Genomic DNA, 25345 nt, shown 5'->3' on the forward strand with positions numbered 1-25345 from the left:
CGCCTTGCTACCATCGCGCTGAATGGTTCATTCAGCGCCTGCAATTCTCTACAGGTGGCTGTGACCGCTTGGGGATGCAAATGGTCAAGGCATTGAGGTCCCGCCTGCTGTGGGCGGGGTGGGTCCTGTTACTCGCCGGCTGCGGCGGCGGTGGGAGCGGTGAGGACGCACAGCGTCAGCCCAGCGTGTCCGTCGCCCAAACCGAGTTTCGCTACGAGCGGGTCGGCGACGACACGGCTCGCATCGAAGAAACAGTTTCTATTTGGCTAACGCATCTGCCGAAGGACGGACTGTTCGTGTCTCACGGCGAAGTCCCTGCGTTCCTTTCCAGGCTGCATTTTGAGCAACCGTCGTCTACCCAGGCATTGCTTCACTTCCGGGTGGAGGCAGCCCGCGAGCTCGACCCCGGCTTGCACACAGGAGAGCTGCAGCTGCACTTCTGTCGTGACGAAGCCTGTGACCAACCCATTGCGGGTTCCCCGGTGGTTTTGTCGTTCAGTTATCTGGTGACGCCGCCCCCCGTTCAGCACTACCCAGAGCCCGAGGAGCCGGCTGATCCGCTTGCGCGCCTGACACCCTTGCAGCTGTATCCTCTGGCGTACGAAGTCGTCGACTCCGCATTTAGTTCAGCGATGTCTTCGGTGCTGCTTCTGGCGGCCGAGGCCGAGCCCGGATTAGTGGCCTATGGTGCCAATGGCGCAGAGCTGACGCGGTACACCCTCGACCAGCCGGCGCAGCGACTCCGCCTGTCCAATGACGGAACGCTGGTGTTGGTGCAAAGCGGCCTCTCGCTGCTGCAGGTGGTGGCGCTGCAGCAAGCCAACGGCACCGTGATGATGTCGCCTGTACGGCAGGTCGACCTGGGCGGATTCAATGCGCTGGACGATCTCGCCATTGCTGACGACGGGACCCTCTACGCGGTCGGGGTGCGCAATGATTCGCCAAAGGCGCTGTACTGGCTGCCTGCGGCTGAGACGAGCTGGCGCAGGGCGGAGCAGCAGGTTCAGCGCTCTATGCTCTGGTTGCACCCGGATGGCCTCACCCTCTATCTCATGAGCACGCCGGGTTTGGCGACCGGACACTACAGTCTGTGGTCGCTGGATCGGGACCAAGGGCCCCAATGGCAGGGGGTCGGTGAGGACGATCTGGCGGATTGCGGACCCTTGCGTCCGCTGGGGCCGGTGGAGGGTCGATTCCAGTCGATCTGCGGAGACTCCCTGGAGACAAATGCGGACGGTGCACTGGTCTACGCCGGGACATTGCGCCATCCGCGATATCGGCCTGCTCTCTTTGACAACACGATGTGGCACTCGGTGGCGTCCGCTGGCGGCGGGGCGCGGGTTTTGGGCATTCAGGGCTCTGCGGCGGCTTGCGTGGCCGCTGAGGAGGCAGCCTGCCGCTGGGTGCTGTCTATTTTCTCCGCCGAGGCGCTCGGTTTGTGGGGTGACTACCTGCTGACGGATCGTGTGGTGGGTGGCGAGAACGTCCCCCAGCACCCGGTCGCTGCCTATCCACTGGCAGAACCCGGACAGGTGATGTTGCTGACGCGCGCGGTTGGAGAGCAGAGCGAGGCCTACGCGCTCGCCATTCTCGACGTGGATGCCGCGCCACGCGCCTTGCCTTTCGAGCCGGATCCGGGGCCGTACCGAACACCCCGGACACACCCGGAGTTGGATGCACTGGTGGTCGACGAGCGGCAGTTCCTGGCTCACAACGTGGTGGCCGCGCGCGGGTTGCCCGCACGGGGACTGATCGCGTTGCTGTCCGACTATCCCCAACACGCGCTTTATCTCTACGACGTGATGTCGCTGGACAGCGTGACGGTGCCGCTGGACAAGCAGCCTCTGGGCCTGGCGCTCAGCCCGGATCAAGATGTGCTGCTGGTCGGCCACGATGGGCGCATGACGACCGTGGCACTGGACACCGTGGCCGACAATCCGGCAGCCGCGACCCGTGTCTTTCCGTTTCCTGGCGTGGTCGCAGAGTTGGCGGCCGACCGGTTCGACCAGATTCACCTGAGTGAGACCCTGCGGCAATCAGACCCGGTGACCTGGTCGGTATCGACCGGAGAGCTGATGGCCAGTGATCGGGCTTTGATCGGGGCTGGATGGCAACTGGATGCCACGCCGCCGCTGCGTTTGGTTCACGCATTTCGTTATCCGGATCAACTGGTGCACTTTGAGGTCAGTGCGACGGGATTGCAGTACCTGGGGCAGCAAGCATTGGAGACGGTCGGCGCCGCTGCGTTGCGCATGCTGCGACTGACCGGGCGTGATGACTGGCTGCTGGATGACGGAGGGCATTTCGTGCTGAGCGATCCGGTCACCGGCCAGTGGGCACGCCAGGGGGCACTGCCCCTGACCCTTGGTGGCTCGAGCGCGGCCCATCTGGTCTCGGTGGCGCCCTGGGTGTCTGAAGAGCAGTGGCTAACGCTGGAAAGCGAGTGGATCAGCTGTGAGCCCGGCGGCCGCCAAGTCGAGATGTGTCTACATCGGCTGGCGATCCATGATATTGACCGTCATGTCCGCCTGGCCTCTGGGGCGCTCGCGCCGATCACGATTGATGGCAAGCCCTATACCCAGCTGGGTGTCCTGGCCGTGGCCGACCCGTCCGTGACCGGGGGTGCGGTGCTGGTGTCACGACTCTACGGCAGTGCGCCGCGGACTGCGCGTTATCAGATCTCCCGGGTTCGACTGCCTGAGTCGGCCCGGTGACGGAGTCAGCGGGTCAGCCCTTGGCGCTGGGTACCGTGATGTTCAGCTCGAGGATTTCGGTGTCGCCATCGCGCTCGACCTCGATATTGACGGCATCCTCACCCACCGCAACATATTTGCGGATCACGTCCAGCAGTTCTTTCTGCAGCTTGGGCAGATAATCCGGCGCATGCAGATGCCCGGCCCGCTGATGCGCGACGATGACCTGCAGGCGCTCTTTGGCGAGCTGGGCCGTGGTGGGCTTGTTGGCCCGGAAAATGTCCATCCATGCCATGACTAGCCTCCGAACAGCCGGTTCAGGAAGCCTTTGGAGCTGGGGTCCAGGAAGCGATGGGCGCGTTCTTCACCGAGGAAGCGGGCCACCAGGTCCTTATAGGCCTCAGCCGCCTGGACATCGGGCATTGAGATGACCGGCGAGCCCTGGTTGGACGCGTTGAGCACATCCTTGGATTCGGGAATCACGCCCAGCAGCGGAATCGCGAGGATGTCCTTGACGTCCTCCACCGAAAGCATCTCGCCACGGGCCACGCGATTGGCGTCGTAGCGCGTGATGACCAGGTGTTCCTTGACCGATTCGCCCGATTTCGCCTTCTGCGTCTTGCTCGACAGGATGCCCAGCACCCGGTCGGAGTCGCGAACGGACGAGACTTCCGGGTTGGTGACCACAATGGCCTCATCGGCGAAGTGCATGGCCAGCAGAGCGCCTTTTTCGATGCCCGCCGGCGAATCGCAGACGATGTAGTCGAACTCCTTGGACAGCTCATCGATCACCCGGGCCACGCCGGCCTCGGTGAGCGCATCCTTGTCGCGGGTTTGTGAGGCCGCGAGGATGTAGAGATTCTCGACGCGCTTGTCCTTGATCAGGGCCTGCTTGAGCGTGGCTTCCTGGGCAATGACGTTGATGAAGTCGAAAACGACGCGCCGCTCGACACCCATGATGAGGTCGAGATTTCGCAGCCCGACGTCGAAGTCGATGACGACGGTCTTGTGTCCGGCCTGAGCCAGGCCAGTGGCGAACGAGGCGCTGGTCGTGGTCTTGCCCACGCCGCCCTTGCCGGAAGTCACAACAATGATCTTGGCCACAGTTACCTCGGGTGCTCGATCACAATGTCTCGATCGTAAGTTTTTCATCGGACAGCCGGACCATGGAAGGCTGTTTGCGATGTTCGGATGCCATGTCTTCCGCAACTAGGTAGTTGCCGGCAATGGCGACCAGTTCTGCTTCCAGAGACTGGCAGAAGATGCGTGCGGACTCTTCACCTCGACAGCCCGCCAGTGCCCGGCCGCGCAGCGCGCCGTAGACGTGGATGCTGCCGTCGGCCAAGACCTCGGCGCCGGGGCTGACCGCGGCGCGAATGATCAGGTCGGTGCCGCGGGCGTAGAGCTGCTGCCCGGAGCGCACCGGCTGGTCGACGATGCGCGCGGCCGGCCGGTCTTCCGAGCGCGGCCGGTTGCTGGTCCCGTTGGCGGCATCCAGCGCGCCGCGCTGCAACACGCCGAGGCCGATGCCTCGGGCGGCGGCGGCCGTGTCTTCGTCGGCTTCCACTACCGCAACAGGGACCAGGCCCTGGGTCCGGGCCGCATCGGCAATCGCCGGTAGATCGATCCGGTGACCATTGGGGTCGATGAGCACGGGCAGCCCGCTGAACAGCTTGGGTGCGCGGGTGACCTCAGCCTCGATGCCGGCGGTGATGCGCTCGGGGTCTGGCGTGTTGATACGCAGGACGGTCAGGCTCATCACCCGACCCTTGAACAGAATGTCGGGCTGGCTCATGCGCGCGTCTCGGCCTGGGCTTTGGACGCCGTCGGTCGGGTGTTGGAACGAATGATGCAGTGCGAAAACACGCGAAAAGTCTACGGGATCAGGGCATTTGTCACCAGGGGCGGAATACGTCGAACTGCCACCTGGGGTGTGAAGTCCCGGTAAACTATCACCCTCCCTACTCGTCATTAAAGAAGCGACGCCCATGCGCCAACTCGCTCGCCTGACCGCGACCGGACTCTGCCTGGTCGGCACCCTGCTGATCACATCGGGCTGCGCCCCGCGCATTTACTCATTTCCTGCGCCGGAGTTCGAGCGCGACCGTCTGTTCCAGGCGCCGGATGTTTTGCCGCCGATTCTCGGCGTGCGGGTGGACTACCGGGTCAACGGCCGGCCCGTACCGGAAGAGGCTGTCGCCTCGCGCGATTTCATCGCTGATCTGTTGGGCCGCAATCGGCTGACGCAGATCGTGCCGCCGGCCGGCATTAGTGCTGTGACGCCGATTCTCAAGCTGTCCATCGATCACACCTTCGACAAGGGCGAGGCCCGCAGCGCCGGCTTCCAGTCGGGCATGACATTCGGTGCCGCTGATCGGGATATCCGCGATGATTTCAGTGTCCGTATTTCGTTAACCGACCCGCGCAAGAACCGGCGCCGTGACGTGTTGTACGACACCGGGCAGAACGGGGTTTACCGCCATGCGGTGGTGACGCGCATCGGGGGCAGCACGTCCGGATTGCTACCCAGTGATTACCCGGGGGCGTACCAGCGCATGCTCGAAAGCGTGGTCGCGAGTTTTCTGAAGGACTTGCATGTCGCCGGACAGGAATCCAACCCGATTATCTTCGTTCCGGACACTCGCGAGGATCCCTGAGGTCCAAGTGGGCGTTGCATCGCTAACCGATGGAGTGATGGATGCCCGCAATTTCAACGCTTACGCCCCTCGCCGCCCGTTGGGTCGGGGGCGCGCTGCTGGCCGCATTGGCGGGCTGCGTCACCCTGGATTCGTATCCGGACCCTGCCTACAGCCGTGACTCGCTGGCGGATCACCCGCCCGGCAGCCTGCCGGCGCAGTTGACCCTGCGGGTCGACTATCGGGTCAATGGCGAACCGGCGCCCGCGCAGGCCGAGCGCGCTCGCAAACGTGTCATCCATCTGCTGAGTCAGGCGGGGCAGGCCCAGGTGGCCTTGCCAGAGCAGGCCGACCCCAATACGCCGCAGCTGCGTCTGCGTATCGACCAGCGCTTCGATCCTGAGCAGGCCCGCGAAGCCGGTGCCAGTACGGGGGCGACGTTGGGGGCTGTGGACAATCGCGTGCGGGATGAATTCAGCGTGGCGATCGAGTTGGTGGGTGGCGTTGATCAACAGCCCTTGTCACCCATCGGCCTCTACGAACACGCCATCGTGACCGACGTCGAAGACGTGACCTTGGACGTGCCGTTGCTGGAGTACGCTGATGCCCTCGATGCGGTGCTGGACGATGTGCTGGCGCGTTTCGTAGCCGATCATCAGCGTGCCCAGTCGCGCCCGTCTTCAGTTATCGTCCTGCCCGAAGGGCCAGACCTGTCCGAGGACGGCGAGCCGGACGTTTAAAAGGCGCTGAACACCCCACCTATCGTCAACGGGATGCCCTGAAACGACCGGCGATTGCCGCAGCGCCAGGGCGTCAACCGAACAGGCTTGCGATCCTGGCACGCTCCGTGGGAGCCTCATAGGGAAGCACTGTCCGTCTCGTTCTTGGGAGAGCCTTTGAACTGGTCTGAATACGACCCCAACGGTTTTTTTGATGAGTTGTTCGAAGCGCCCGGCCGACCCCGGGCTTCAGCGCGAACGCTTGTCGATACGCTGGCCGGGATGAGCCGCCAGGAGCTGGCCGACCGCCGAGTCGCCGCCGATCTGGCCATCAAGTCAATGGGGATCACGTTTACCGTGTACTCCCAGGGCAGCATGCTGGATCGCACCTGGCCGTTCGATATTCTTCCCAGGATTATCGACAGCCGGGAATGGGCTCGCACCGAAGCGGGCCTCAAGCAGCGTGTGCAGGCGCTCAACCTGTTCATCCAGGACATCTACACCGACCAGAAGATTATTCGCGACGGTGTGTTCCCCCGCGAACTGTTGGAACAGTCGGTTAACTACCGGCCGCAATGCCAGGGCATGCGCCCCAAGCATGGGCAGTGGGCGCATATCTGCGGGTCCGATCTGGTGCGCGATGGCGACGGCACGCTCTACGTGCTGGAGGATAATCTGCGTGTGCCCTCGGGTGTCTCGTACATGGTCGAGAATCGGTTGGTGACCAAGCGGGTGTTCCCGGAGTTGTTTGAACACAGCAGCATCCTGCCGGTGGACGAGTATCCCGCCGAGCTATACGAGATGTTGGCCAGCCTCTCCCCGCGGGACGGGGACGATCCGATGATCGTGCTGCTCACGCCCGGGATCTATAACTCGGCCTACTTCGAGCATGCCTATCTGGCGCAGCAAATGGGCATCGAGCTGGTCGAGGGGCCGGATCTTGTGGTCGGCGACGATGACTGCGTGTACCTGCGTAGCGTCGAGGGCCTGACCCGGGTGGACGTGATTTATCGGCGGGTGGATGACCTGTTCATCGACCCCGAAGCCTTTAATCCGGACTCTCTGCTGGGTGCGCCGGGACTGATGCGCGCCTGGCTCAAGGGCAATGTGGCGCTGGCCAACGCGCCGGGCTGCGGCATGGCGGACGACAAGGTCGTGTACGCCTACGTGCCGGAGATCATCAAGTATTACCTGGACCAGGACCCGATCATCCCCAACGTCCCGTCCTTTCTGTGCCATCGCAAGCAGGACCTCGACCATGTGCTGGCCAACCTGGACCAGTTGGTGGTCAAGCCGGCCAATGAATCGGGCGGTTACGGCATGTTGATCGGCCCCAGGGCCACCGAGGCCGAGCGCAAGGCCTTTGCCGAACAGATTCGCAAGAATCCGCGGAACTACATGGCTCAGCCCACCCTGAACCTGTCGGTCTGCCCCACGGTTTGTGAGGAGTCACAAATCGAGCCCCGTCATCTGGACCTGCGGCCCTTCATCCTGTCGGGCGAGTCACAGTACGTGACCATGGGCGGACTGACGCGTGTGGCCATGGTCAAGGGCTCGCTGGTGGTGAACAGCTCGCAAGGCGGCGGCAGCAAGGACACCTGGATTGTCGAGGTGGACGACTGATGCTTTCGCGTGTTGCAGACAATCTGTTCTGGTTCGGCCGCTATGTACAGCGGGCCGAAAACACCGCCCGGCTGGCCAGCGTGCATGCCAACCTCATTCTCGACATGCCGCGCCGAGTGGTCGTGGCCTGGGAGTCCGTGGTTGATATCACCGGCAGCCGCGCCGGCTTTTTGGAGCGGTACGACGACTTCTCCGAAGCCAACGTGGTGCGCTTCCTGTTGGTTGACGACGCGAATCCAGGCTCGATTCTCTCGTCACTCTCTAATGCCCGGCAGATTCTACGGTCCTCGCGCGACATCACGCCGCGCGAGATTTGGGAAGAGATCAACAAGCTCTACTGGTTCGTGCGCGATGCCACGCCACAGGCATTGGAGCGCCGCCGGCGCAGCGACTTTCTAGAGCGTGTGATTCGCAGCTGTCTACTGGTTGACGGCATGCTGCACGAGAACATGTCGCGCGATCTGGCGTACCGATTCCTGAGCTTGGGCTCCAGCCTGGAGCAGGCCGACATGACCTCGCGCATCGTCGATGCCTCGGCAATCGGTTTGTTGCCGCAGCGCCAAGATGATTTGCTGCCGTTCTCCAATATCCAGTGGCGTAGCGTTCTGATGTCGCTGACGGCCTACCAGATGTATCGGCGGCAGGTTCGCCGGCGTGTGTCCGGGCCCAAGGTGGTGCAGTTCCTGATCCAGGATCGCGACTTTCCGCGGTCGGTGGCCTGGAATCTCGATGCCATCTGCCAGACGCTGTCGCGGATCCCCAATCACGATCAACCGCTGCGTGTCGCACGCACCATCCGCAGCCGGATCGCCGAAGCGGATCTGGCCGCCTTGCCCCAGTCCCAGGTGTCCGACTACGTCGATGACCTGCAGGGCCGATTGGCGCAGCTGGGCAACGTCATCACCGAGCATTATTTCCGGCCGGAGCTCGCGCAGGAGTCGGCCAGCCAGAGCCAATAGGCGAGGAGATGCCGGTGGCATCCATCGAATTTTTCTGGGACCCCGTCAGCCCCTATACCTACCTGGCCTCCACACAGCTGCCGTCCCTGGCGCGCGAGGCCGGGGTGGCACTGGTGTATCGCCCCTTTTTTCTGGGCGGGGTCATGCAGGCGACGGGCAATCGCCCGCCGGCGACCGTGGCCAGCAAGGGGCGCTACATGATGGCGGACCTGCAGATGTGGGCCCGTGCCTACAAGGTGCCGTTGACACCACCTGAGACGTTTCCTGCCAAAACCATTCTGGCCCTGCGGGCGGGGCTAGTTACAGAGCAGCAGGGAGACGGCGAGCGTTATGCCCAGGCCATCATGCGTGCGTACTGGGGACAGGGACGGGATATCTCTGATCCTGCCGTGGTATCGGCCGTGCTGAGCGAGCTCGGGCTGGATGCGCCGGCCATACTGGCACTGACCGAGCAGGACGCCATCAAAGCGGCACTCAAGGCCAACACCGAAGAGGCGGTGGCTCGGGGGGCATTCGGCGCCCCCAGCCTGTTCGTTGGAGAGCAGCTGTTCTGGGGCAACGATCGGTTGGATTTGCTGCGGCGCTACCTTGACGAACAGGCGGCCTGACACAGCATGACCGCCCAGCCGATCGAGGCCGCCAGCGGAGCCCGCAGCCATCTGCTGCGCATCCGTGGATTGCGTTATCACCTGTGGACCTGGGGTTCTCCCGAGCGGCCCTTGCTGGTCTGCTGTCACGGTTGGCTGGACACCGGTGGCAGCTGGCAGTTTGTTGCCCGCGAGCTGGCCCACAGGTTTCATGTGGTGGCGCCTGATTGGCGCGGATTCGGTTATAGCCAGTGGGAGGGGGACCATTATTGGTTCCCGGACTATGTTGCGGATCTCGATGCCCTGGTCGAGGCGATCAATCCTCAGGGTCCGGTTCGTTTGGTCGGTCACAGCATGGGCGGGCAGGCGTCCAGTCTGTTTGCAGGGGTGCGGCCCGACCGGGTGTCACGTCTGGCGCTGCTGGATTCGCTGCTGCTGCCGGATATGGCGCCGGAGCTTGCACCGAAGCGCCTGGGCGGTTGGTTGGACGCCCTGCGCGATCCTCCGGCGCAGCGCAGCTACGACAGCTTCGAGGTGCTCGCCGAACGCATTGCCCGTCGCAACAGCCGGTTGACGCCGGCACGCGCCTTGGCCATTGCCAAGGTCTGGGGGCAGCGCCGACCCGATGGCCGGATCGAATTGCTGGCGGATCCGCGGCATCGCATGCGAAACCCCATCCTGTACCGCGCTGCAGAATCCTATGCCGTCTGGCAGCAGGTCACGGCGCCGACGCTGTTTCTCGATGCCAGCGATTCCCCGTTGATGGCCGCCGCCGGCGATGAAGAAATGCAGCGCCGTCGCGGCTGTTTCCGTGATCATCGTCGGCAGGTGGTGCCGGAGTCGGGCCATATGCTTCACCATGACCAGCCACAGGCCGTGGCCGAGGCATTGCAAGCATTCTTTGCCGACTAGTTGGCTGTTGCGCGGCGTTTGCGGCGCTGCAGGGCCTTCCCTATGCTCAAAGCCGTGCTGCTTCAAGGCAAGCCATGGCCTCGCATGGGCCGATGTCTTGAACACTGACCGGTTTCAGCGGTCGACCACCTGACTGGTGGGGCTGACGCAGCACGAACTGGCAATTGCAGCATCCCTTTGATCGGGGATGCCGTTTTCGGTGCAGCGCCTTCACCGCCCAATGACAGGAGGTTGAATATGAGCACGCTACTCTGGTTGCTGGCGTTTATCGCCGTCGGAACCGCCTTGGCCTACCGCGGCACTTCGCTGCGAACATCGACGGCTGTCATCGGCGGGTTGCTGCTGGTGCTGAGTCTATTGGGCGATGTGGCCTGGGGCTGGCTCCTCGCATTCTGGCTGGTGTTTGCTGGCGTGGCGGCTGTGCTCAATGTGGAGGCGTTGCGCAAATCACTATTGACGGCGCCGGCCTTCAAATTCTTCAAGAGCGTGTTGCCGGAGATGTCGGACACCGAGCGGGCGGCCTTGGAAGCCGGCACCGTTTGGTGGGAAGGGGATTTGTTCTCCGGGCGTCCGGATTGGCGTCGGCTGGGGGCGTTGCCCAAGCCTCGACTGTCTGACGAAGAGCAGGCCTTTCTTGACGGCCCCGTCGAGCAGCTCTGCGGCATGCTCGACGACTGGGAAATCGTGCATGAACAGGCTGACCTGCCCGCAGCCGCCTGGGAGTTCATCAAGAAGAACAAGTTCTTCGGGATGATCATTCCCAAGCGTTACGGTGGTCTGGAGTTTTCTGCCGTCGCCCATTCTGCGGTCTTGACCAAGATCGCCAGTGCCGGCGGGACCACCGCATCCTCCATCGTGGCGGTGCCCAACTCCTTAGGGCCTGCCGAATTGCTGCTGCATTACGGCACGGACGAGCAGAAGGACTACTACCTCCCGCGTCTGGCCGTCGGGGACGAGATTCCCTGCTTCGGATTGACCAGCCCCTACGCCGGATCAGATGCCGGTTCCATTCCCGACATGGGAGTGGTGTGCGAAGGCACGTGGAAAGGCAAGAAGACGCTGGGTATGCGGCTGACCTTCGACAAGCGTTACATCACCCTGGCACCGGTGGCGACCGTCATCGGACTGGCGTTCAAGCTTTATGACCCGGATCACTTGCTGGGTGACCAGGAAGACCTGGGCATTACCTGCGCGCTGGTGCCGCACGACACCAAGGGTGTGGAGATTGGCAACCGCCACTATCCGCTGTCGGCCCCGTTCATGAACGGCCCGATTCGAGGCAAGGACGTGTTCGTACCGCTGGATACCATCATTGGCGGGCGCGAGAACGCCGGTCGGGGCTGGCGCATGCTAATGGAAGTGCTGTCGGTGGGTCGGGGCATTTCGCTACCGTCCGGAAGCACCGGCGGTGCCTTGCAGGCAGCCTATGCCACCGGCGCCTATGCGCGAGTGCGCAAGCAGTTCAACGTCTCGATTGGCGAGTTCGAGGGCATACAGGAAGCGATGGCTCGCATCGGTGCCCAGGCCTACGCCTGCAACGCCGTGCGTCAATTGTCTGCATTGGCGGTCGATCTGGGTGAAAAACCCTCCGTCCCGTCGGCGATTGCCAAGATGCATGTCACCGATCTGGCACGGCGCATCGCCGTTGATGCCATGGATGTGCACTCGGGCAAGGCGGTCTGTATCGGGCCTCGGAATATCATCGCCAGCGGCTACCAGAGTGCGCCGGTGGCGACCACGGTCGAGGGTGCGAATATCCTGACCCGCAGCATGATGATTTTCGGTCAGGGGGCGATTCGCTGCCATCCCTTCGTGCTGAGCGAAATGGATGCCGTCAACGACGACGATGCCGCGCGCGGGCTGGACAACTTCGACCAGGCGTTTATGGGGCACATGGGGCATATCGCCTCGGCGAAGGCGCGTTCGCTGGTCTTGGGGCTGACCGGCTCGCAGGTGGCGAGCGCACCGGATTCGGGCCCCACCGCGATCTACTACAAGCGGCTGGCGCGTTACAGCGCCAACCTGGCCTTGCTGTCCGATGTGGCCATGGCCTTGCTGGGCGGATCACTGAAATTCCGCGAAGGCATTTCGGCCCGTCTGGGCGATGTGCTGTCGGCGCTGTTCATCGGCAGTGCCGTACTCAAGCAGTACCAGGATGAGGGGCGGCCCGAGGAAGACCTGCCGCTGGTCCAGTGGATGCTCGATGACCTTTGTCACAGCATTGAGGACCGTTTGGACGGTGTGCTCAACCACCTGCCGATGCGGCCGCTGATGTGGGGGCTGCGGCTGGTGATCTTCCCGCTGGGCCGTCGGGCACGCGCTGCGGATGACGGCACCAATGCCAAGGTTGCTCGGCTGATGATGGAGCCTGGTGCGGCCATGCAGCGGCTGGCCGCCGCTGTTTACCAGCCGACGGATGTCGCCCATCCCCTCGGCGTGTTGCGACAAGCGCATGCGGCCGTGTTGGAGACCGAATCGCTGGAGACCAAGCTGGTCAAGGCGTTCAAGAAGGGCGAACTCAAGCACCCGCACCCTCGGGAACGAATCGACGAGGCTGAGCAAAGCGGGCTGATCTCCGCCGAGGAGGCCACCGCGTTGCGTAAGGCCTGGGAACTGGTGGCCGAGGTGGTTCGGGTTGACGAATTCACGACGGACGAGATGGCTGCAGGGCGGTCTGAGTTTGCGCGTTCCAACCCGCATGAGCCGGGTAGCAAGCCGGCGCCGAATCGCAAGCGCACCCGCGCCAAGGCCGCAAGTTCAAAGTCCAAGACCTCGACGCGGAAGCCGGCGGCCAGCGCCAGCCGGACCAAGGCGACAGCGGCCAAGGCGTCCGGCACGAAGCCGGCGTCTCGAAAGTCAGCCAAGGCAACGCCGGAGTCAGAAACCAGTTAGCGCCGGAGGCCCCGCGAGGGACGCGCGCGCCACATTCTTACCGCAAGGACGCCTGAACCATGGATCGACAGTTTGCCGCCATGCAGCATGCCAGCGTTGACCTGCTGGTCATCGGCGGCGGCATTTACGGGGCCTGGACGGCCTACGATGCCGCCTTGCGAGGCTACCGGGTGGCTCTGGTCGACAAGACCGACTGGGCTGCCGGCACGTCATCGGCCTCCAGCAAGCTGATTCACGGCGGGCTGCGCTACCTGGAGCACTTCAACTTCGGCTTGGTGCGCCATGGCCTGGCCGAGCGCGCAACGCTGACGCGGATTGCGCCGCATGCGGTCGACCCGATTCGCTTCGTCATTCCGAAGTACGAGGGGGATCGGGTGGCCAGCTGGAAGATGCGCATTGGGCTGGCGCTTTATGACCTGCTGGCCGGCCGGGGGCAGCCCGTGGCGCCTCACGACCGCTTCGACGCCTTGGAACTACGGGACAGTTTCCCGTATTTGTCGACCGAGGGCCTGATCGGCGGTTTTTCCTACGGGGACTGTCAGGAAGACGATGCCCGCGTCACGCTGGAAGTGGTGGCCGCCGCTCAGCGCGCGGGGGCGATGGTGGCGAATCACACGGCCGTGTCCGAGGTCTTGTACATGGGCGACCGCGTCATCGGCGCGCGTATTGAAGATCGGCTCGGGGGCGGTACCGGGCAGATTCGGGCCCGCTTGACGGTGAATGCGGCGGGCCCGTGGGCGCCCGATCTTGCCGGCGGCCGGTCGGTGGTTGGCGACTACAAGCTGATCAAGGGCGTGCACCTGATGATGCCGGAGCTGCCGGGGCCAAAGGATGCGTTCCTGCTGACCGCACGCTCGGATGGCCGGGTGTTCTTCGTCATCCCCTGGTACGACCACACGATCATCGGCACGACGGAATCCGATTATCAGGGAGACCCTAAGGACCTGGCGGTTTATGAAGACGAGGCCGAGTATCTGCTCGACGAGGCCAACCGGGCGCTGCGTCAGGCCAACTGGCGACGCGAGGATATCCGGGGTTGTTTTGCCGGTGTGAGAACCCTCATGGGTGGTTCTGATGGGTCCTTATCCGCGGTGTCTCGGGACTTCATGGTCCGTAAGGCCAAGCCGGGACTATGGATGCCCATTGGCGGTAAGTACACGACTGCCCGCGGTGATGCCGAGTCAATCGTCGATATGGCCCGCGCCGAACTGGGGCCAGCGCGAGGGACGCGGCGCACCGATCAGCAGCCCTTGGCCTGGGCGCCCAGCGGCGACGTGGGCCAATGGCGGGCCGAGGCCGAGGCTGACGCCCGCGCATTGGGCGTGGATGAGCGGGCCGCCGCATGGCTGGTCAAGCGCCATGGCACCCAAACGGAGGCCGTGCTGGACATGGTCCGCACCGAACCGTCGCTGGCCATGCGCTTGCACGAGCAATGTCCGTTTATCCGTGCGGAAGTGGCCTACGCCGCACGTCATGAGATGGCGCGTTCGCTCGTGGACGTCTTGCGACGACGTCTGCCCGTCATGCTCATGCTCGCGCCGGATCAAGAGCTGGCGCGCAACGCCGCCCATTTGATGGCGCCTGAGCTGGATTGGGATGACACCACCATCGAGGCGCAGTGCGACGCGGCGTTGGCACTGTGGCCGGGTATTTCACCTCGTAATTAGCTTCAGGCCGGCCCCGGCCCGGCCGACGGCCCTCTGTGCCACACAGAGGGTGCCGATCGCCCGACCAGCGGTACGGTGCGGCTTGTTCACTTCACGCGCCATTGACAGGCGGCTCTCCACAATCGCGCCCCATCGGTCCATCTGAGACCGAAGTCATGCATAGGTGCACTGGAGGACTGCCATGAAGTACTGGCTTGCCGGCGCGGTTGCGCTCGGGCTACTGGCTGGATGCAGCGTCGATGAGGACGCCGAGCAGCAGCCGATCAACGAGATTGCGCTCTCTCTATTCGACCCCGTCGCCGCCAGCGCGGTGGTGCCGTTCCCGATCGATGCGTTCTTCTCGGGCTTTGTTGACCCCACGCTGAATATCCCCAACGGCTCCGACGCACCCTTTGTGACGGCAGCGAATCAGGTCGACGGCTTTTCGACGACGGCACCGATCTTTACCGATTTGCTGGGCGCGGTGGATTTCTCGACCACGGCCCAGGGCGTGATCGTGATCAACACCGCCACGGGCGCGCCGTTGGTCCCCGGCATCGATTATGAAGTGCAGGACTACCCGGCCGTGGATGATGCGGACGGTGTGCCGATCAACCAGAAGCGTTCCCGCCTCCTGATCCAGCCGTTGCGGCCGCTGGCGCCGGAGACCCGCTACGTCGTGGCGCTGACACGGGCGCTGCGCAGCGAGGCCGGTCACCCGGCCCAGCCATCGGCCTTGTTTGAAGTCGCTGCCAGCGACACGCCGGTGTCGGAGCAGGATGTACCCGCGCTCACGACGTTGACCGCGCAACAAAAGGGCGTGCTGGAGGCATTGCGATCCCAGGTCATTCGGCCGACGGTTGAAGGTCTCGAAGCGGCTGGCATTCCGGCATCGCAGCTGGTGCTGGCGTGGCCGTTCACCACCCAATCCATTGGCAAGAGTCTGCGGGCGGTGCACGCCCAGGCGACCGCCGCGCCGCTTGGCGTGCAACCGGTGCCCAACGGCGCGGGTGGCACGCTGACCACCGGTGATCTCAATCTGGGCCTGCCGCCAGTGGCGGACATTTACGCAGGGACCTTCCAGACCCAGTACTACCTGCAGCCGCCCAGTCAGGAGAATCCAACGGCGCCGCTGAGCAGCATCTGGCAAGCGGACCCGGCGCAGCCGGATGTCAACGCGACGTTCCTGGGGCAGGTGCCCTGTGGTGCCTTCGCGCAGGGTGCAACGCTGCCGGGCAGCAGCGAGCCGCTGCGCCCCAGTGTCAGCACGACGACCTGTTTCCCGGTCCCCGTGGCGCAGAGCACCCAGACCATTCCTGTTCTGCTCACCGTGCCGAACGCCAACAGTGGCCGCAGCATGCCGGCCAACGGGTGGCCCGTGGTGATCTTCCAACACGGCGTCACGCGCAATCGCACAGACATGTTCGCGGTCGCGCCGGCGTTGGCAGCTGCCGGGTTCGTGGTAATCGCCATCGACCATCCGCTGCATGGCATCTCGCCGGAATCAAGCGTCGCCGCGTTCCGGATTAACGGCGTCTCTGAGCGCACCTTCGATGTCGACTACGTCAACAACGAAACCGGTGCGCCGGGTCCAGATGGCTCAGCGGACCCCTCGGGCGAGCACTTCGTGAATCTGGTCAGCCTGCTGACGGCTCGCGACAACATCCGCCAGTCGGTGGCCGACCTGACGAGACTGTCCAAGTCCGTTGGGCTGCTGGACCTGGATGGCGATAACCAGACCGATGAGATCGACGAGTCCCGGGTGGCCTTCGTCGGCCACTCCCTTGGCGGTATTGTCGGGACGACGTTGCTGGGCGTGAACGCCGACATCGGCGCGGCCACGCTGGCCATGCCCGGCGGCGGCATCGCCAAGCTGCTGGACGGCTCGCTGGCCTTTGGGCCTGTGGTTGCGCAGGGGCTGGAAGCGGCCGGGTTCAACGAGGGTGGGGACACCTTCGAAACCTTCCTGCGCTTTTCACAACTGGTGCTGGATACCACGGACCCAATCAACTTTGCCGCGGACGCTAGGGCCAGCCATCCGATCCACATGATCGAGGTGCTAGGCGACCAGGTGGTGCCCAACAGCGTGCCCGCCGGCCCGCAAACGGCCGCCAATGATCGGGTGACGATTCCCGGCCCGCTGAGCGGCACCGATCCGCTGTACATGCAGATGGGGCTGGACGTGGTGGATGACGTGGTTCCCGGTGAAACCACCGCGTTGCTACTCGCCAGCGATGCCAGCGGTGTCGGCGCGGTCGTGCGCTTTGCGGCGGGCGATCACGGCTCGATTCTCGATCCGTCCGCCTCGCTGGCAGCCACCACTGAAATGCAGACCGAGATGGCGAATTTCCTCGGCTCCGGCGGCGTATGCCTGCCGGTCGGCCAGTCCTGTCCGGCACCTGCCCAATAAGCGGCGCGAGGAGTTAATCATGCAGACGAAACACACCCGCGCAGCCGGTCTGACCCTGGCTGCCCTGTCCTCACTGGCGGCATGGCCGGCAGTGGCTCTCGACTTTGATCTGGGCGATGCCTCCATCCGCATCGACAGCGACCTGACCACCGGGTTTGCAGTGCGTATGGAATCCCAGGACCGTCGGCTTATCGGCCGGGCGAACCAGACCGCCGATGGCCAGGCCGGCTTGGCGTATTCCACCAATGGTGATGATGGCAACCTGCAGTTCGATAAGGGCGATGTCTTCGCTGCCCCGACCAAACTGACGTCTGATCTGTCGTTTAACTGGGGTAACTTCGGAGCCTTTGTCCGAGGCACCTACACCTACGATGTGGTTCTGCAGGACGAAGCGTTTCTCGACCCGGCAGATCACGAGGGGCTGCCGGACGACACCCTCAATGCACAAGACCTAGCGGCCCGGCGCAGTGCCATTCAGGACGAGGTCGGCAACGATGCCGACCTGCTGGATGCCTATGTCTATGGCGATTTCGACGTCTTCGGTCGTTACCTGGCTTTTCGCATCGGTAAGCAAGCCCTGAACTGGGGTGAATCGACGTTTGTCCAGAACGGCCTCAATAGCGTTCTGTCCTTTAACGTCAACCACCTGCGGGTCCCCGGCTTCCAGTTGGAGGAGGTGTACCGGCCGGTGTCCATGGTCTGGGCATCGACCGATCTGACGGACTACGCGTCACTGGACGTCTTCTACCAGCTGGATTGGGAGAAGACGGTGATTGACGCCAGCGGTACGTATTTTTCGACCAATGATTTCGCCGGTATCGGTGGTATCACCGCCCAGATCGGCTTCGGTCGGGCGCCGGAGAACGCGTCCCCGCTGACGGTCTGCTCCGACGGTTCGCCCTGCGTGCCCTTTGGTGCGGCCATTACCCGCCTGCCGGATCGTGAGCCCGACAGTGAAGACCAGTTCGGCGGCGCGCTGCGGATGTACATCCCGGCGCTAAACGATTTGGACCTGAGCCTTTACGCTGCGAACTATCACAGCCGTTTGCCGCTGGTGTCGGGGCGCTCGCGGCCGACGGGCAACGATCCGTCCACTGAATCCGGTTACCGGCTCGTGTATCCGGAGAACATCAAGCTCTACGGACTGTCCTTCAACACCACCATTATTGGTGGGCTGGCCTTGCAGGGCGAAGTCAGCCGGAAAGATGACCAGCCACTGCAAATCGACGACGTCGAGTTGCTGCTCGCCGGGCTGGGTGTCTCCAGTCAGGTCGCACCGATCCAGGGTTCGGCGCTGGGCGGACAGGAGATCGTGGGCTACCGGCGGTTTAGCGTGAACCAGGTCAATCTGGGGCTGACCAAGATTCTTGGTCCCTGGGCACCAATTGGCGTGGATCAGACCACCGTGGTCTTCGAGGCGGCGGGCATGTATGTGGAAGATATGCCCGAACTCGACGAACTGCGCCTGGAAGCTCCCGGGACCTATACCCCCGGTGATGCCGCAACGGCGGCGGCCCTGGGCGTGCCCCAGCAAATTGGCGGCTATCCCACAGCGTTCTCCTGGGGTTATCGCCTGGCTGCGCGCATGACCTACAACAACGTGTTCAACCGCTTTGTCATGGAGCCGACCATTCTGTGGCAGCACGATGTCAACGGGACCTCGCCGACGCCCCTATCGAACCATGTCGAAGGCCGTGAGCAGATCAACCTGATTCTGAACACGCGCTATCTCGATCGCTGGGAGCTGGAACTGGGGTATACCGTGTTCCAGGGTGCCGGGCAGTACAACCTGCTGGGTGACCGGGATTACGCCCAGGCCGTGCTGAGCTACAGCTTCTAGGCACGCGCGGAGGTCCGCGTGGCCCACACGATGCCGATTTGTCCGGCTCGATGCAGGCCCGTCACGCAGCGGGAGAACCACAGGGCGCCTTCGGGCGCCCTGTTTCGTTGCGGCCGGACGCGCCTCGGCATAGGCTGTCGCCAGCCCAGGGAGGGGACTGCATGCAGTACGCAAAGCTTTACGCGAATGAGAGCGGCACGCTTCTGGCCGTGGATGAATCCGATGCCGCGCAGGAGCTGCTCGCCGGCGTAACCCTACCGCGTCCGATGTTCGAAGGGGAGGCCGTGCCGCACCACGTTGCGAGAGCCTTTCTGACGGAATATGGCGGTAAGTGGATGCGAGATGACGGCATCCACCACTTTGAGACCAACCCGGTCAAGAAGCCGCGGCCGGTGCCTACGAATCCGGTGGAGCAGACCGTGACGATGGACTGGATTCCGAAGCGTTAGACTCGGCTTGGTCGCCATCGAGCCTGATTTCCTCGCGTTCCCCCAGAAAGCGTGGCTGCTTATCGATGAAGAACAGGTCCAGCACCGCCTTGACCCGGGCGAAGACCTCGCGGATTTCCGTTCGGTAGGACCGCCGCCGGGGGATGGTCGGCGCCGTATAGGCCACGACATCCAGGCCGAGGTGGCGGGCGATGAACACAGCCCGATAAGCATGAAATCGCTGGGTGATGAGCGTGAGTTCGTCCAGCCCGAAGATCTGCTTGGCGCGCACGACTGAATCCAGCGTGCGAAAGCCTGCAAAGTCCAAGGTCATGTCCTGTCCGTCCACGCCCAGTTCAGCCAGCGCCTTGTACATGGCGCGGGGCTCGTTATAGCGATCGCTGGGGTTGGCCCCCGACAGCAAGACATGTTGCAGGGCGCCACGTTTGTACAGCAGGGCGGCCGATTCCACCCGCCCACGGAAATGGGCGTTCGCCCGGCCCTCCCGGCTCCACGGGCTGGTCCCCAGCACCAGGCCCACGCCCTTGGGTGGGATGGCCGTGGGGCTGTCGTACAGGAAGGCGTCCGTGCTCTGGATGACCCAGAGATTGCAGGCGAGCACGGCCAGACCAAGTGCGGCCAGCAATCCCGTCAGTAGCATCAGCATGCGTTTCGTCACGACTGAACAGTCTACCGCCCCGCGCAGCCGCGCGCGGACTCTCCCGCGCTAAAGCGAAGCGGCGTGCAGCGACGGTTTGCGCTGCGCCCAGGGCTGGGCGATCTCCAGTTGCCGCGCCAGCTGTAGCAGCGTGGTCTCGTCGCCAAACTGGCCCGAGAACATCATGCCCACCGGCAATCCGTCTGTAGACCAGTGCAGCGGCAAGGAGATCGACGGGTCACCGGTGACATTGGCCAGCGGCGTGTTCGGAATGAAACGGAAAATGTCCTGCGCCATTTTCTCGATCAGGCCGGATCGTTTCGCCAAACCGGCCAGCGGTAGCCGGTTGAGCGCCTGTATGCCGAGGGCATCGGCCAGGCCCGGCTGGTATTTGCCGATGACAAAGGGAGGTTCGGCCAGGGTGGGCGTGAGCAGGACATCGTAGTTTTGCAGCCACCGCCCATAGGCGCGGGTCTGTGCCTGCAGCTCGCGCAGCGCCAGGGCCAACTCGTCCGCCGTGAAGCTACCCGCCAGCCGGACCAGTGCAGCCGTGGTGGGTTCCAGTTCACCCTTACGCGGCATACGACCGATTTTGCGGGCGAAGTCCTTGACGTCGGCCGCTGTCTCGGCGACCAAGAGCACGATGAATGCTTCGACGAAAGCCGGCCGGTTGATCGGCGGGTGGTCAGCGACCAGGGTGTGGCCTAGCGATTCGAGCAAGGTGACCGTCTGCTCCAAGCCCTGGAGGCATTCGGGCGCCATGTCATCTCCCAGCAGTGGCACGCCGGTATAGGCGATGCGTAGCGGCCGCACGGGGGCTTCAATGGCGTCCAGATAGCGACCTGCCGGCGGCGGCGCGCGGTGCGGGTCGCCCGGTTCGGCCCCGCTGAGTGCATCCAGGGCCGCAGCGCTGTCACGGACGCTGTGGGTCAGCGGGTGTTCGACGGCGCAGCCGAACCAGATGTCACCACGGGTTGGTCCGGTGGGGTTGCGCCCCCGGGTGGGCTTGAGCCCAACCAGGCCATTGCAACTGGCCGGAATACGAATGGAGCCACCGCCGTCTCCGCCCCCGGCCATGGGGACCAGACCTGCCGCGACGGCGGCCCCGGTTCCGCCGCTGGATCCACCAGGCGTGCGGTCCAAGTCCCAGGGATTGCGCGTCGGGCCGAAGAGCTGGGGCTCGGTGAACGGGGTCAGTCCGAATTCCGGTGTATTGGTTTTGCCGAAGATATTCAGCCCGCTGCGCTTATAGCGCACGACCATTTCACTGTCTTGCTCGGGGACGTAGTCCTTGAGAAATCGACTGCCGGAGCTGATCGGGTGGCCGGCGTAGTCCGATAGCAAATCCTTGATGAGAAAGGGGACGCCAGCGAACGGCCCGTTACCGAGCGGCAGTTGGGTGCGCGAGCGGGCATCGTCATACAAGCTGCCGATCACCGCATTGAGTTGCGGGTTGAGGCGCTCCACGGCGCTGATGGCGGCTTCAAGTAGCTCACTCGCGCTGACCTCGCCGCTGCGGACGAGTTCGGCAAGGTGGAGGGCGTCTCCTTCCGGCAGGGCATTCATAGTGTGGTTCTCGTTGGGTCGGGGCCGGGCAGCCGCTGATGGGCGGTACTGCCTGTGATCGGCTGACCGTAACGAGCCACTGCGGGCTGAGCAAGCCAATGGTGGTCGCGGTCACAGCCGGTCGAGTCGCAGTGCCAGCGCAGGCCCGAGCCACCGCGCATCGCGGGTGTGTGCAGCGTACTCATCGGCCTGCACCGGGTGGATGAGTACGGAATGCGGGCCACGCCGTGCTTCCAGTCTGGCGCAAACAGCATCCAGATGCGCCGACGCCGCATGAAGCTCGAACATCGGTCGTGGATGCGGCCCGATTGCGTGGGGGATGAGCGTACCGACATAGGCCAGCGGCCAGTCCTCCATGAGGATTTGTTGTCGGAGCTGCCGGGCGGTGGCCTGGGTCTGCGCATCAAAGTAGATGTGCAGATGGAACCAGGCGGGGTGAGATGCTGCCTGGACGATCATGGCCGTGCCGTCTGGTCGCGCAACCCGAAGAGCAGCACCTGACTGGGCACATCGGCGATCATCGGGGCGTCGTCCTGCAGGGACAGAATCGCAGCATCCCCGGCGATCAGCCGCTGGCCGGCCACGCAGACGCTGCCATCGGCAACGTGGAGGTAGCGCAGCGGCCGCGCCAGATCCCGAGGCAGGGGCATCACCGCCGCGGCATCGGGCCAGGCCAGATGCAGGGAGGCCTGCTGGTGCAGCGTCAGGCTGAAGTTTGCGCCGGCAGGCCCGGCGACAGGCTGGAACCCTTGGCGCAGCTGGTCTGCGTCGGGGCGCAAGGTGTCATGCGTTGGTTCCAGGCCCTGCTGTTGCGGAACAATCCAGATTTGCAGGAACCGCAGGCGATGCTGGTCAGAGGCATTCATCTCGCTGTGTTCGATACCGCGACCGGCGCTCATGACCTGCAGGTCGCCGGGCTCCAGCACGCCCTGCTGTCCGGTGCTGTCACGATGTGCGAGCTGGCCCTCCAGCATATAGGTCAGAATCTCCATGTCGTAGTGGACATGCGGCGGGAACCCCCCACCGCCCGCAACGCGGTCGTCATTGAGCACACGGAGGTCCGAGACGCCCATGCGCGCCGGATCGTAGTAGCTGGCAAACGAGAAACTGTGGCGACTCTCCAGCCAAGCATGGCTCGACCGCCCACGTAATTCTCCGGGACGCAGTTCCATGTGTTGTCCTCGTCGTTGTGCAGGGATCAAACGATGCGGTTGCAGCCGGTTCAGGAAAAGCGAAACATTTGCGGCACCACGTTCAGATTCCCTGACCCATGAAACTGACGCTCGATGCTTTACGCGTGATGGACGCCATCGACCAGGCGGGCAGTTTCGCCGGTGCAGGCGAATTGTTGTTCCGCGTGCCTTCGGCGATTACGTATTCGGTGCGCAAGCTGGAGGATGATCTGGGCGTCGCGATCTTCGACCGTAGCGGTCGCAAGGCCCAGTTGACCGAGGCCGGGCGAGAACTGCTGGAGCGCGGGCGCCGCCTGCTCATCGAGGCCGAAGACCTGGAAGATCGCGTCCGCCGCATGGCCACCGGGTGGGAATCGGAGATCCGCATCGCCGTCGATGACATCATCGGCGTCTCCCGACTCATGCCGTTGCTCACGCAGTTCTACGCGGATGCGCGTGAAACCACCCCACGTGTGCGCCTGCTCACCGAGGTGTATGGCGGGCCCACGGATGCCCTGGCCGCGGGTCGGGCCGATCTGGCCATTGGCGTGACCGGGGAGCTGCCACAAGAGCCGGCGATGCGCTCGCAAACGCTGGGCTGGGTCCGGTTTCTGTTCTGTGTCTCGGCCGACCACCCGCTGGCCGGGCACCCCGACCCGATCACGGCCGATGTGTTGCGGCAGTATCGTGCGGTGGTGGTCAGCGATACATCACGGACCCTGCCGGGGCGCTCCAGCGGTTTTCTGCCTGAACAGGATGTGCTGAGCGTGCCCAGCGTGGCTGCTAAGCTCGCCGCCCAGCTCGATGGCCTCGGCGTGGGCTTTCTGCCATCGTGCATTGCTGGCCCCGAAGTCACCGCCGGCCGTCTGGTGGTCAGAGACGTCGGCATTCAGCGGGAACCCGCGCTGTTCAAGCTGGTCTGGCGCGCCGACCGCGAGGGCCGCGCGATGGACTGGTTTGTCCGTACACTAAGCACCTATGAACCGATTCTTGCTCTGCTTGATCCCCTGCCTGCTGCTGGCGACCCCGACGCCGAACCACGCGAATGACGCGGTTGCGGCGGCCATCGGCGAGTTGCTGGCCTACTACTTCTCCATTGAGGAATACGCCAACGTTTGCCGTGTGCACGCGCGGTCGGCGGCGCCTGGTGTCGAAGGGGCCTTCGAAGCCTGGGACCAGCGCAATCGAGCGCTGGCCGATGAATTGCAGGGCCGCTTCGCCCAGCTGGTGTCGGATGATCTGAAGCTCGACCCGCTGGACACGCTGGTTCAGAACGAGGTGGAGCGAAACTGGCGTGCGACGCGTAATGCCGCGTCCCGATTCCAGCGGCAGCAGCTGGCGGCGATGGAAACCAACCAGCTGCACGCGGCCTGCCAACGTCTGAACGAATCCCTGCTCACCGCCTCATCAGATATCGATCAGGCCAATCAAAAAGCCTGGGAAACCGTGTTTTTTCGGGTGCCAGCCACCGAACGCAGCATTCTCGGAACCTGGTCCACCGATGACGCTTGCCAGGGCGAGCTCTGGACCGTAAGAGCCGATGGTACGGATCAAGTCAGTCTGCAGACCGCAGAGGTAACCTACGGCTACAAGGGTCGATGGAGCCTGGCGCGCGGGCTTTTCCGCTCCTCCGGAGTCGAGAACGACGGCACCCGCGTCACCATGATTGGCAATACCGTCATGGATAGCAGCGGCCGTCTGCTTACCCTGGAGGTAACCCACCAGACCACCCAGGCGCCGGGCGACGACGAGATCACCACGCCCCCGGATGACCTCTATACGGTGAGCTATCAGCGCTGCGCGCCCGGGACGCGGGTGGCCCACCTGCAATTCGACCCCAGCGCCGCACCACCGCCGGCTGACATGCCTGCCAATGACTCGGAGACGATCATCTATGCCCGCCAGCCGACTGATTCTGATCGCAGCGATTCCGCTGATGTTCCTCGCGGGCCTGGGCGTCGCTAGGCTGAACCCACCCGAACCGGTACCCGTGACGCCGGCGCCGCAAGCACGACCGGCCATCGATGCCGAGATCGCCAAGCTGACCGAGTCGATGTACGTCGCGCGTCAGCTTGATGTTGGTGAAGTGGACGCTGCGCGCGATTATCTGGCCTTGTCGATGGACCTGGATATTCTCGCGCTTGCTGAGCAGCTCGAAGCGCTTGGCCCACAACGCCGTGCGGCGGCCCTGAGCGTGCTGGCAGAGATCCACGAATATCGCGAGAACTATCCGTCGATCATCGAGACTCGTGACAAGACCCGGCAGCCGGACCTTGCCGCCATGCGGTCGGATGTTGACGCCGTGTTGGAGCGGGCGGCGGCTTTGGCGCCGGCGGGGCGGTTGCAGTTTTAGCCAGGGCGTACCGACAGCGGGATTCTTCCCTGCTGACATGACTGCATACCCACGAAATCGTCAATGCGCGTCAAACCGTATTGCCCATCATTTTCGGCCTGAAGGCCGAGCCCCTTTTGCGCGCCCAAAAGGGGCGGAAAAGGGCGGATGCCACTGCTCAGGTCGGCGCGCCTGCGGCGCGACGACTGCCCTGCGATGCTCGCCGGCGACGGGCGGGTCGGAAACTCGCCCGCTGCGCGGGCTCAAACAGC

The 25345-nt window shown here is 64.0% G+C and carries 22 protein-coding genes; 15 read left to right on the top strand and 7 right to left on the bottom strand.

Annotated features, from left to right (window positions below; genetic code table 11):
* Positions 1-80 precede the first annotated feature (80 nt).
* Positions 81-2714: a hypothetical protein gene (locus DEH80_RS14385; RefSeq protein WP_165831485.1), complete on the top strand. Its 2634-nt coding sequence runs from the start codon at positions 81-83 to the stop codon at positions 2712-2714.
* A 13-nt stretch (positions 2715-2727) separates the two neighbouring features.
* Here the strand turns inward: DEH80_RS14385 and minE are convergent, their stop codons facing one another.
* The 3 genes from minE to minC are packed head-to-tail and all read right to left on the bottom strand — an operon-like array spanning position 2728 to position 4488.
* Positions 2728-2988: a cell division topological specificity factor MinE gene (gene minE / locus DEH80_RS14390; protein ID WP_109721208.1), complete on the bottom strand. Its 261-nt coding sequence runs from the start codon at positions 2986-2988 to the stop codon at positions 2728-2730.
* 2 nt (positions 2989-2990) lie between these two features.
* Entirely contained in the window at positions 2991-3797 is an 807-nt protein-coding gene (minD, locus tag DEH80_RS14395) for a septum site-determining protein MinD (protein ID WP_109721209.1), read from the bottom strand.
* A 19-nt stretch (positions 3798-3816) separates the two neighbouring features.
* Positions 3817-4488 carry a septum site-determining protein MinC gene (minC, locus tag DEH80_RS14400; protein WP_165831486.1) on the bottom strand — a complete coding sequence of 224 codons (672 nt, stop codon included), beginning with the start codon at positions 4486-4488 and terminating at the stop codon, positions 3817-3819.
* A gap of 193 nt (positions 4489-4681) precedes the next feature.
* On the opposite strand from minC, the gene DEH80_RS14405 reads away from it, so the two are divergent.
* The 11 genes from DEH80_RS14405 to DEH80_RS14455 all read left to right on the top strand — a co-directional run bounded on the left by DEH80_RS14405 (position 4682) and on the right by DEH80_RS14455 (position 19366).
* The gene (locus DEH80_RS14405) at positions 4682-5350 is read left to right on the top strand and encodes a hypothetical protein (RefSeq protein ID WP_133249258.1); all 669 of its coding nucleotides are present in this window, start codon (positions 4682-4684) and stop codon (positions 5348-5350) included.
* 41 nt (positions 5351-5391) lie between these two features.
* Positions 5392-6069 carry a hypothetical protein gene (locus tag DEH80_RS14410; protein WP_109721212.1) on the top strand — a complete coding sequence of 226 codons (678 nt, stop codon included), beginning with the start codon at positions 5392-5394 and terminating at the stop codon, positions 6067-6069.
* A gap of 156 nt (positions 6070-6225) precedes the next feature.
* Positions 6226-7671, top strand: a complete 1446-nt coding sequence (locus tag DEH80_RS14415; RefSeq protein WP_243412825.1) for a circularly permuted type 2 ATP-grasp protein — start codon at positions 6226-6228, stop codon at positions 7669-7671.
* Complete coding sequence (locus DEH80_RS14420) at positions 7671-8630, top strand: alpha-E domain-containing protein (RefSeq protein WP_109721214.1); 960 nt, start codon at positions 7671-7673, stop codon at positions 8628-8630. Before DEH80_RS14415 ends, DEH80_RS14420 begins: the two co-directional genes overlap by 1 nt.
* A gap of 14 nt (positions 8631-8644) precedes the next feature.
* Positions 8645-9238 carry a 2-hydroxychromene-2-carboxylate isomerase gene (locus DEH80_RS14425; RefSeq protein ID WP_207774624.1) on the top strand — a complete coding sequence of 198 codons (594 nt, stop codon included), beginning with the start codon at positions 8645-8647 and terminating at the stop codon, positions 9236-9238.
* Between the two features lie 6 nt (positions 9239-9244).
* Positions 9245-10129 carry an alpha/beta fold hydrolase gene (locus tag DEH80_RS14430; protein WP_109721216.1) on the top strand — a complete coding sequence of 295 codons (885 nt, stop codon included), beginning with the start codon at positions 9245-9247 and terminating at the stop codon, positions 10127-10129.
* A gap of 237 nt (positions 10130-10366) precedes the next feature.
* Entirely contained in the window at positions 10367-13021 is a 2655-nt protein-coding gene (locus tag DEH80_RS14435) for an acyl-CoA dehydrogenase (protein ID WP_109721217.1), read from the top strand.
* Positions 13022-13080: 59 nt separating this feature from the next.
* Positions 13081-14688 carry a glycerol-3-phosphate dehydrogenase/oxidase gene (locus DEH80_RS14440; protein WP_109721218.1) on the top strand — a complete coding sequence of 536 codons (1608 nt, stop codon included), beginning with the start codon at positions 13081-13083 and terminating at the stop codon, positions 14686-14688.
* Positions 14689-14869: 181 nt separating this feature from the next.
* A complete protein-coding gene (locus tag DEH80_RS14445) occupies positions 14870-17077 on the top strand; it encodes an alpha/beta fold hydrolase (protein WP_109721219.1) in 2208 nt (735 codons plus the stop codon).
* A gap of 19 nt (positions 17078-17096) precedes the next feature.
* Positions 17097-18917: a DUF1302 domain-containing protein gene (locus DEH80_RS14450; RefSeq protein ID WP_109721220.1), complete on the top strand. Its 1821-nt coding sequence runs from the start codon at positions 17097-17099 to the stop codon at positions 18915-18917.
* A 161-nt stretch (positions 18918-19078) separates the two neighbouring features.
* The gene (locus DEH80_RS14455; RefSeq protein WP_133249259.1) at positions 19079-19366 is read left to right on the top strand and encodes a hypothetical protein; all 288 of its coding nucleotides are present in this window, start codon (positions 19079-19081) and stop codon (positions 19364-19366) included.
* On the opposite strand, the gene DEH80_RS14460 is transcribed toward DEH80_RS14455, so the two are convergent.
* The 4 genes from DEH80_RS14460 to DEH80_RS14475 form a co-directional block, all read right to left on the bottom strand.
* Positions 19314-20012, bottom strand: a complete 699-nt coding sequence (locus DEH80_RS14460) for a SanA/YdcF family protein (RefSeq protein ID WP_109721222.1) — start codon at positions 20010-20012, stop codon at positions 19314-19316. The two genes, DEH80_RS14455 and DEH80_RS14460, sit on opposite strands and share 53 nt — an antisense overlap.
* Positions 20013-20072: 60 nt before the next feature.
* A complete protein-coding gene (locus DEH80_RS14465) occupies positions 20073-21569 on the bottom strand; it encodes an amidase (RefSeq protein WP_109721223.1) in 1497 nt (498 codons plus the stop codon).
* Positions 21570-21680: 111 nt separating this feature from the next.
* Positions 21681-22028 (bottom strand): DOPA 4,5-dioxygenase family protein, encoded by a 348-nt coding sequence (locus tag DEH80_RS14470; RefSeq protein WP_109721224.1) that lies wholly within the window; start codon positions 22026-22028, stop codon positions 21681-21683.
* Complete coding sequence (locus DEH80_RS14475; protein ID WP_109721225.1) at positions 22025-22741, bottom strand: pirin family protein; 717 nt, start codon at positions 22739-22741, stop codon at positions 22025-22027. The genes DEH80_RS14470 and DEH80_RS14475 overlap by 4 nt, the downstream gene beginning before the upstream one ends.
* 98 nt (positions 22742-22839) lie before the next feature.
* Here DEH80_RS14475 and DEH80_RS14480 point away from each other — a divergent pair, with 98 nt between their 5' ends.
* Genes DEH80_RS14480 through DEH80_RS14490 form a run of 3 tightly spaced genes read left to right on the top strand, consistent with a single transcriptional unit; the run spans position 22840 to position 25094 of the window.
* The gene (locus tag DEH80_RS14480) at positions 22840-23790 is read left to right on the top strand and encodes a LysR family transcriptional regulator (RefSeq protein ID WP_109721226.1); all 951 of its coding nucleotides are present in this window, start codon (positions 22840-22842) and stop codon (positions 23788-23790) included.
* Positions 23732-24706: a hypothetical protein gene (locus DEH80_RS14485; protein ID WP_133249260.1), complete on the top strand. Its 975-nt coding sequence runs from the start codon at positions 23732-23734 to the stop codon at positions 24704-24706. Before DEH80_RS14480 ends, DEH80_RS14485 begins: the two co-directional genes overlap by 59 nt.
* Entirely contained in the window at positions 24636-25094 is a 459-nt protein-coding gene (locus tag DEH80_RS14490; RefSeq protein WP_133249261.1) for a hypothetical protein, read from the top strand. The genes DEH80_RS14485 and DEH80_RS14490 overlap by 71 nt, the downstream gene beginning before the upstream one ends.
* The last annotated feature ends 251 nt before the right edge of the window (positions 25095-25345 follow it).

Source organism: Abyssibacter profundi (genome assembly GCF_003151135.1).
GTDB classification, from domain to species: Bacteria; Pseudomonadota; Gammaproteobacteria; order Nevskiales; family OUC007; genus Abyssibacter; species Abyssibacter profundi.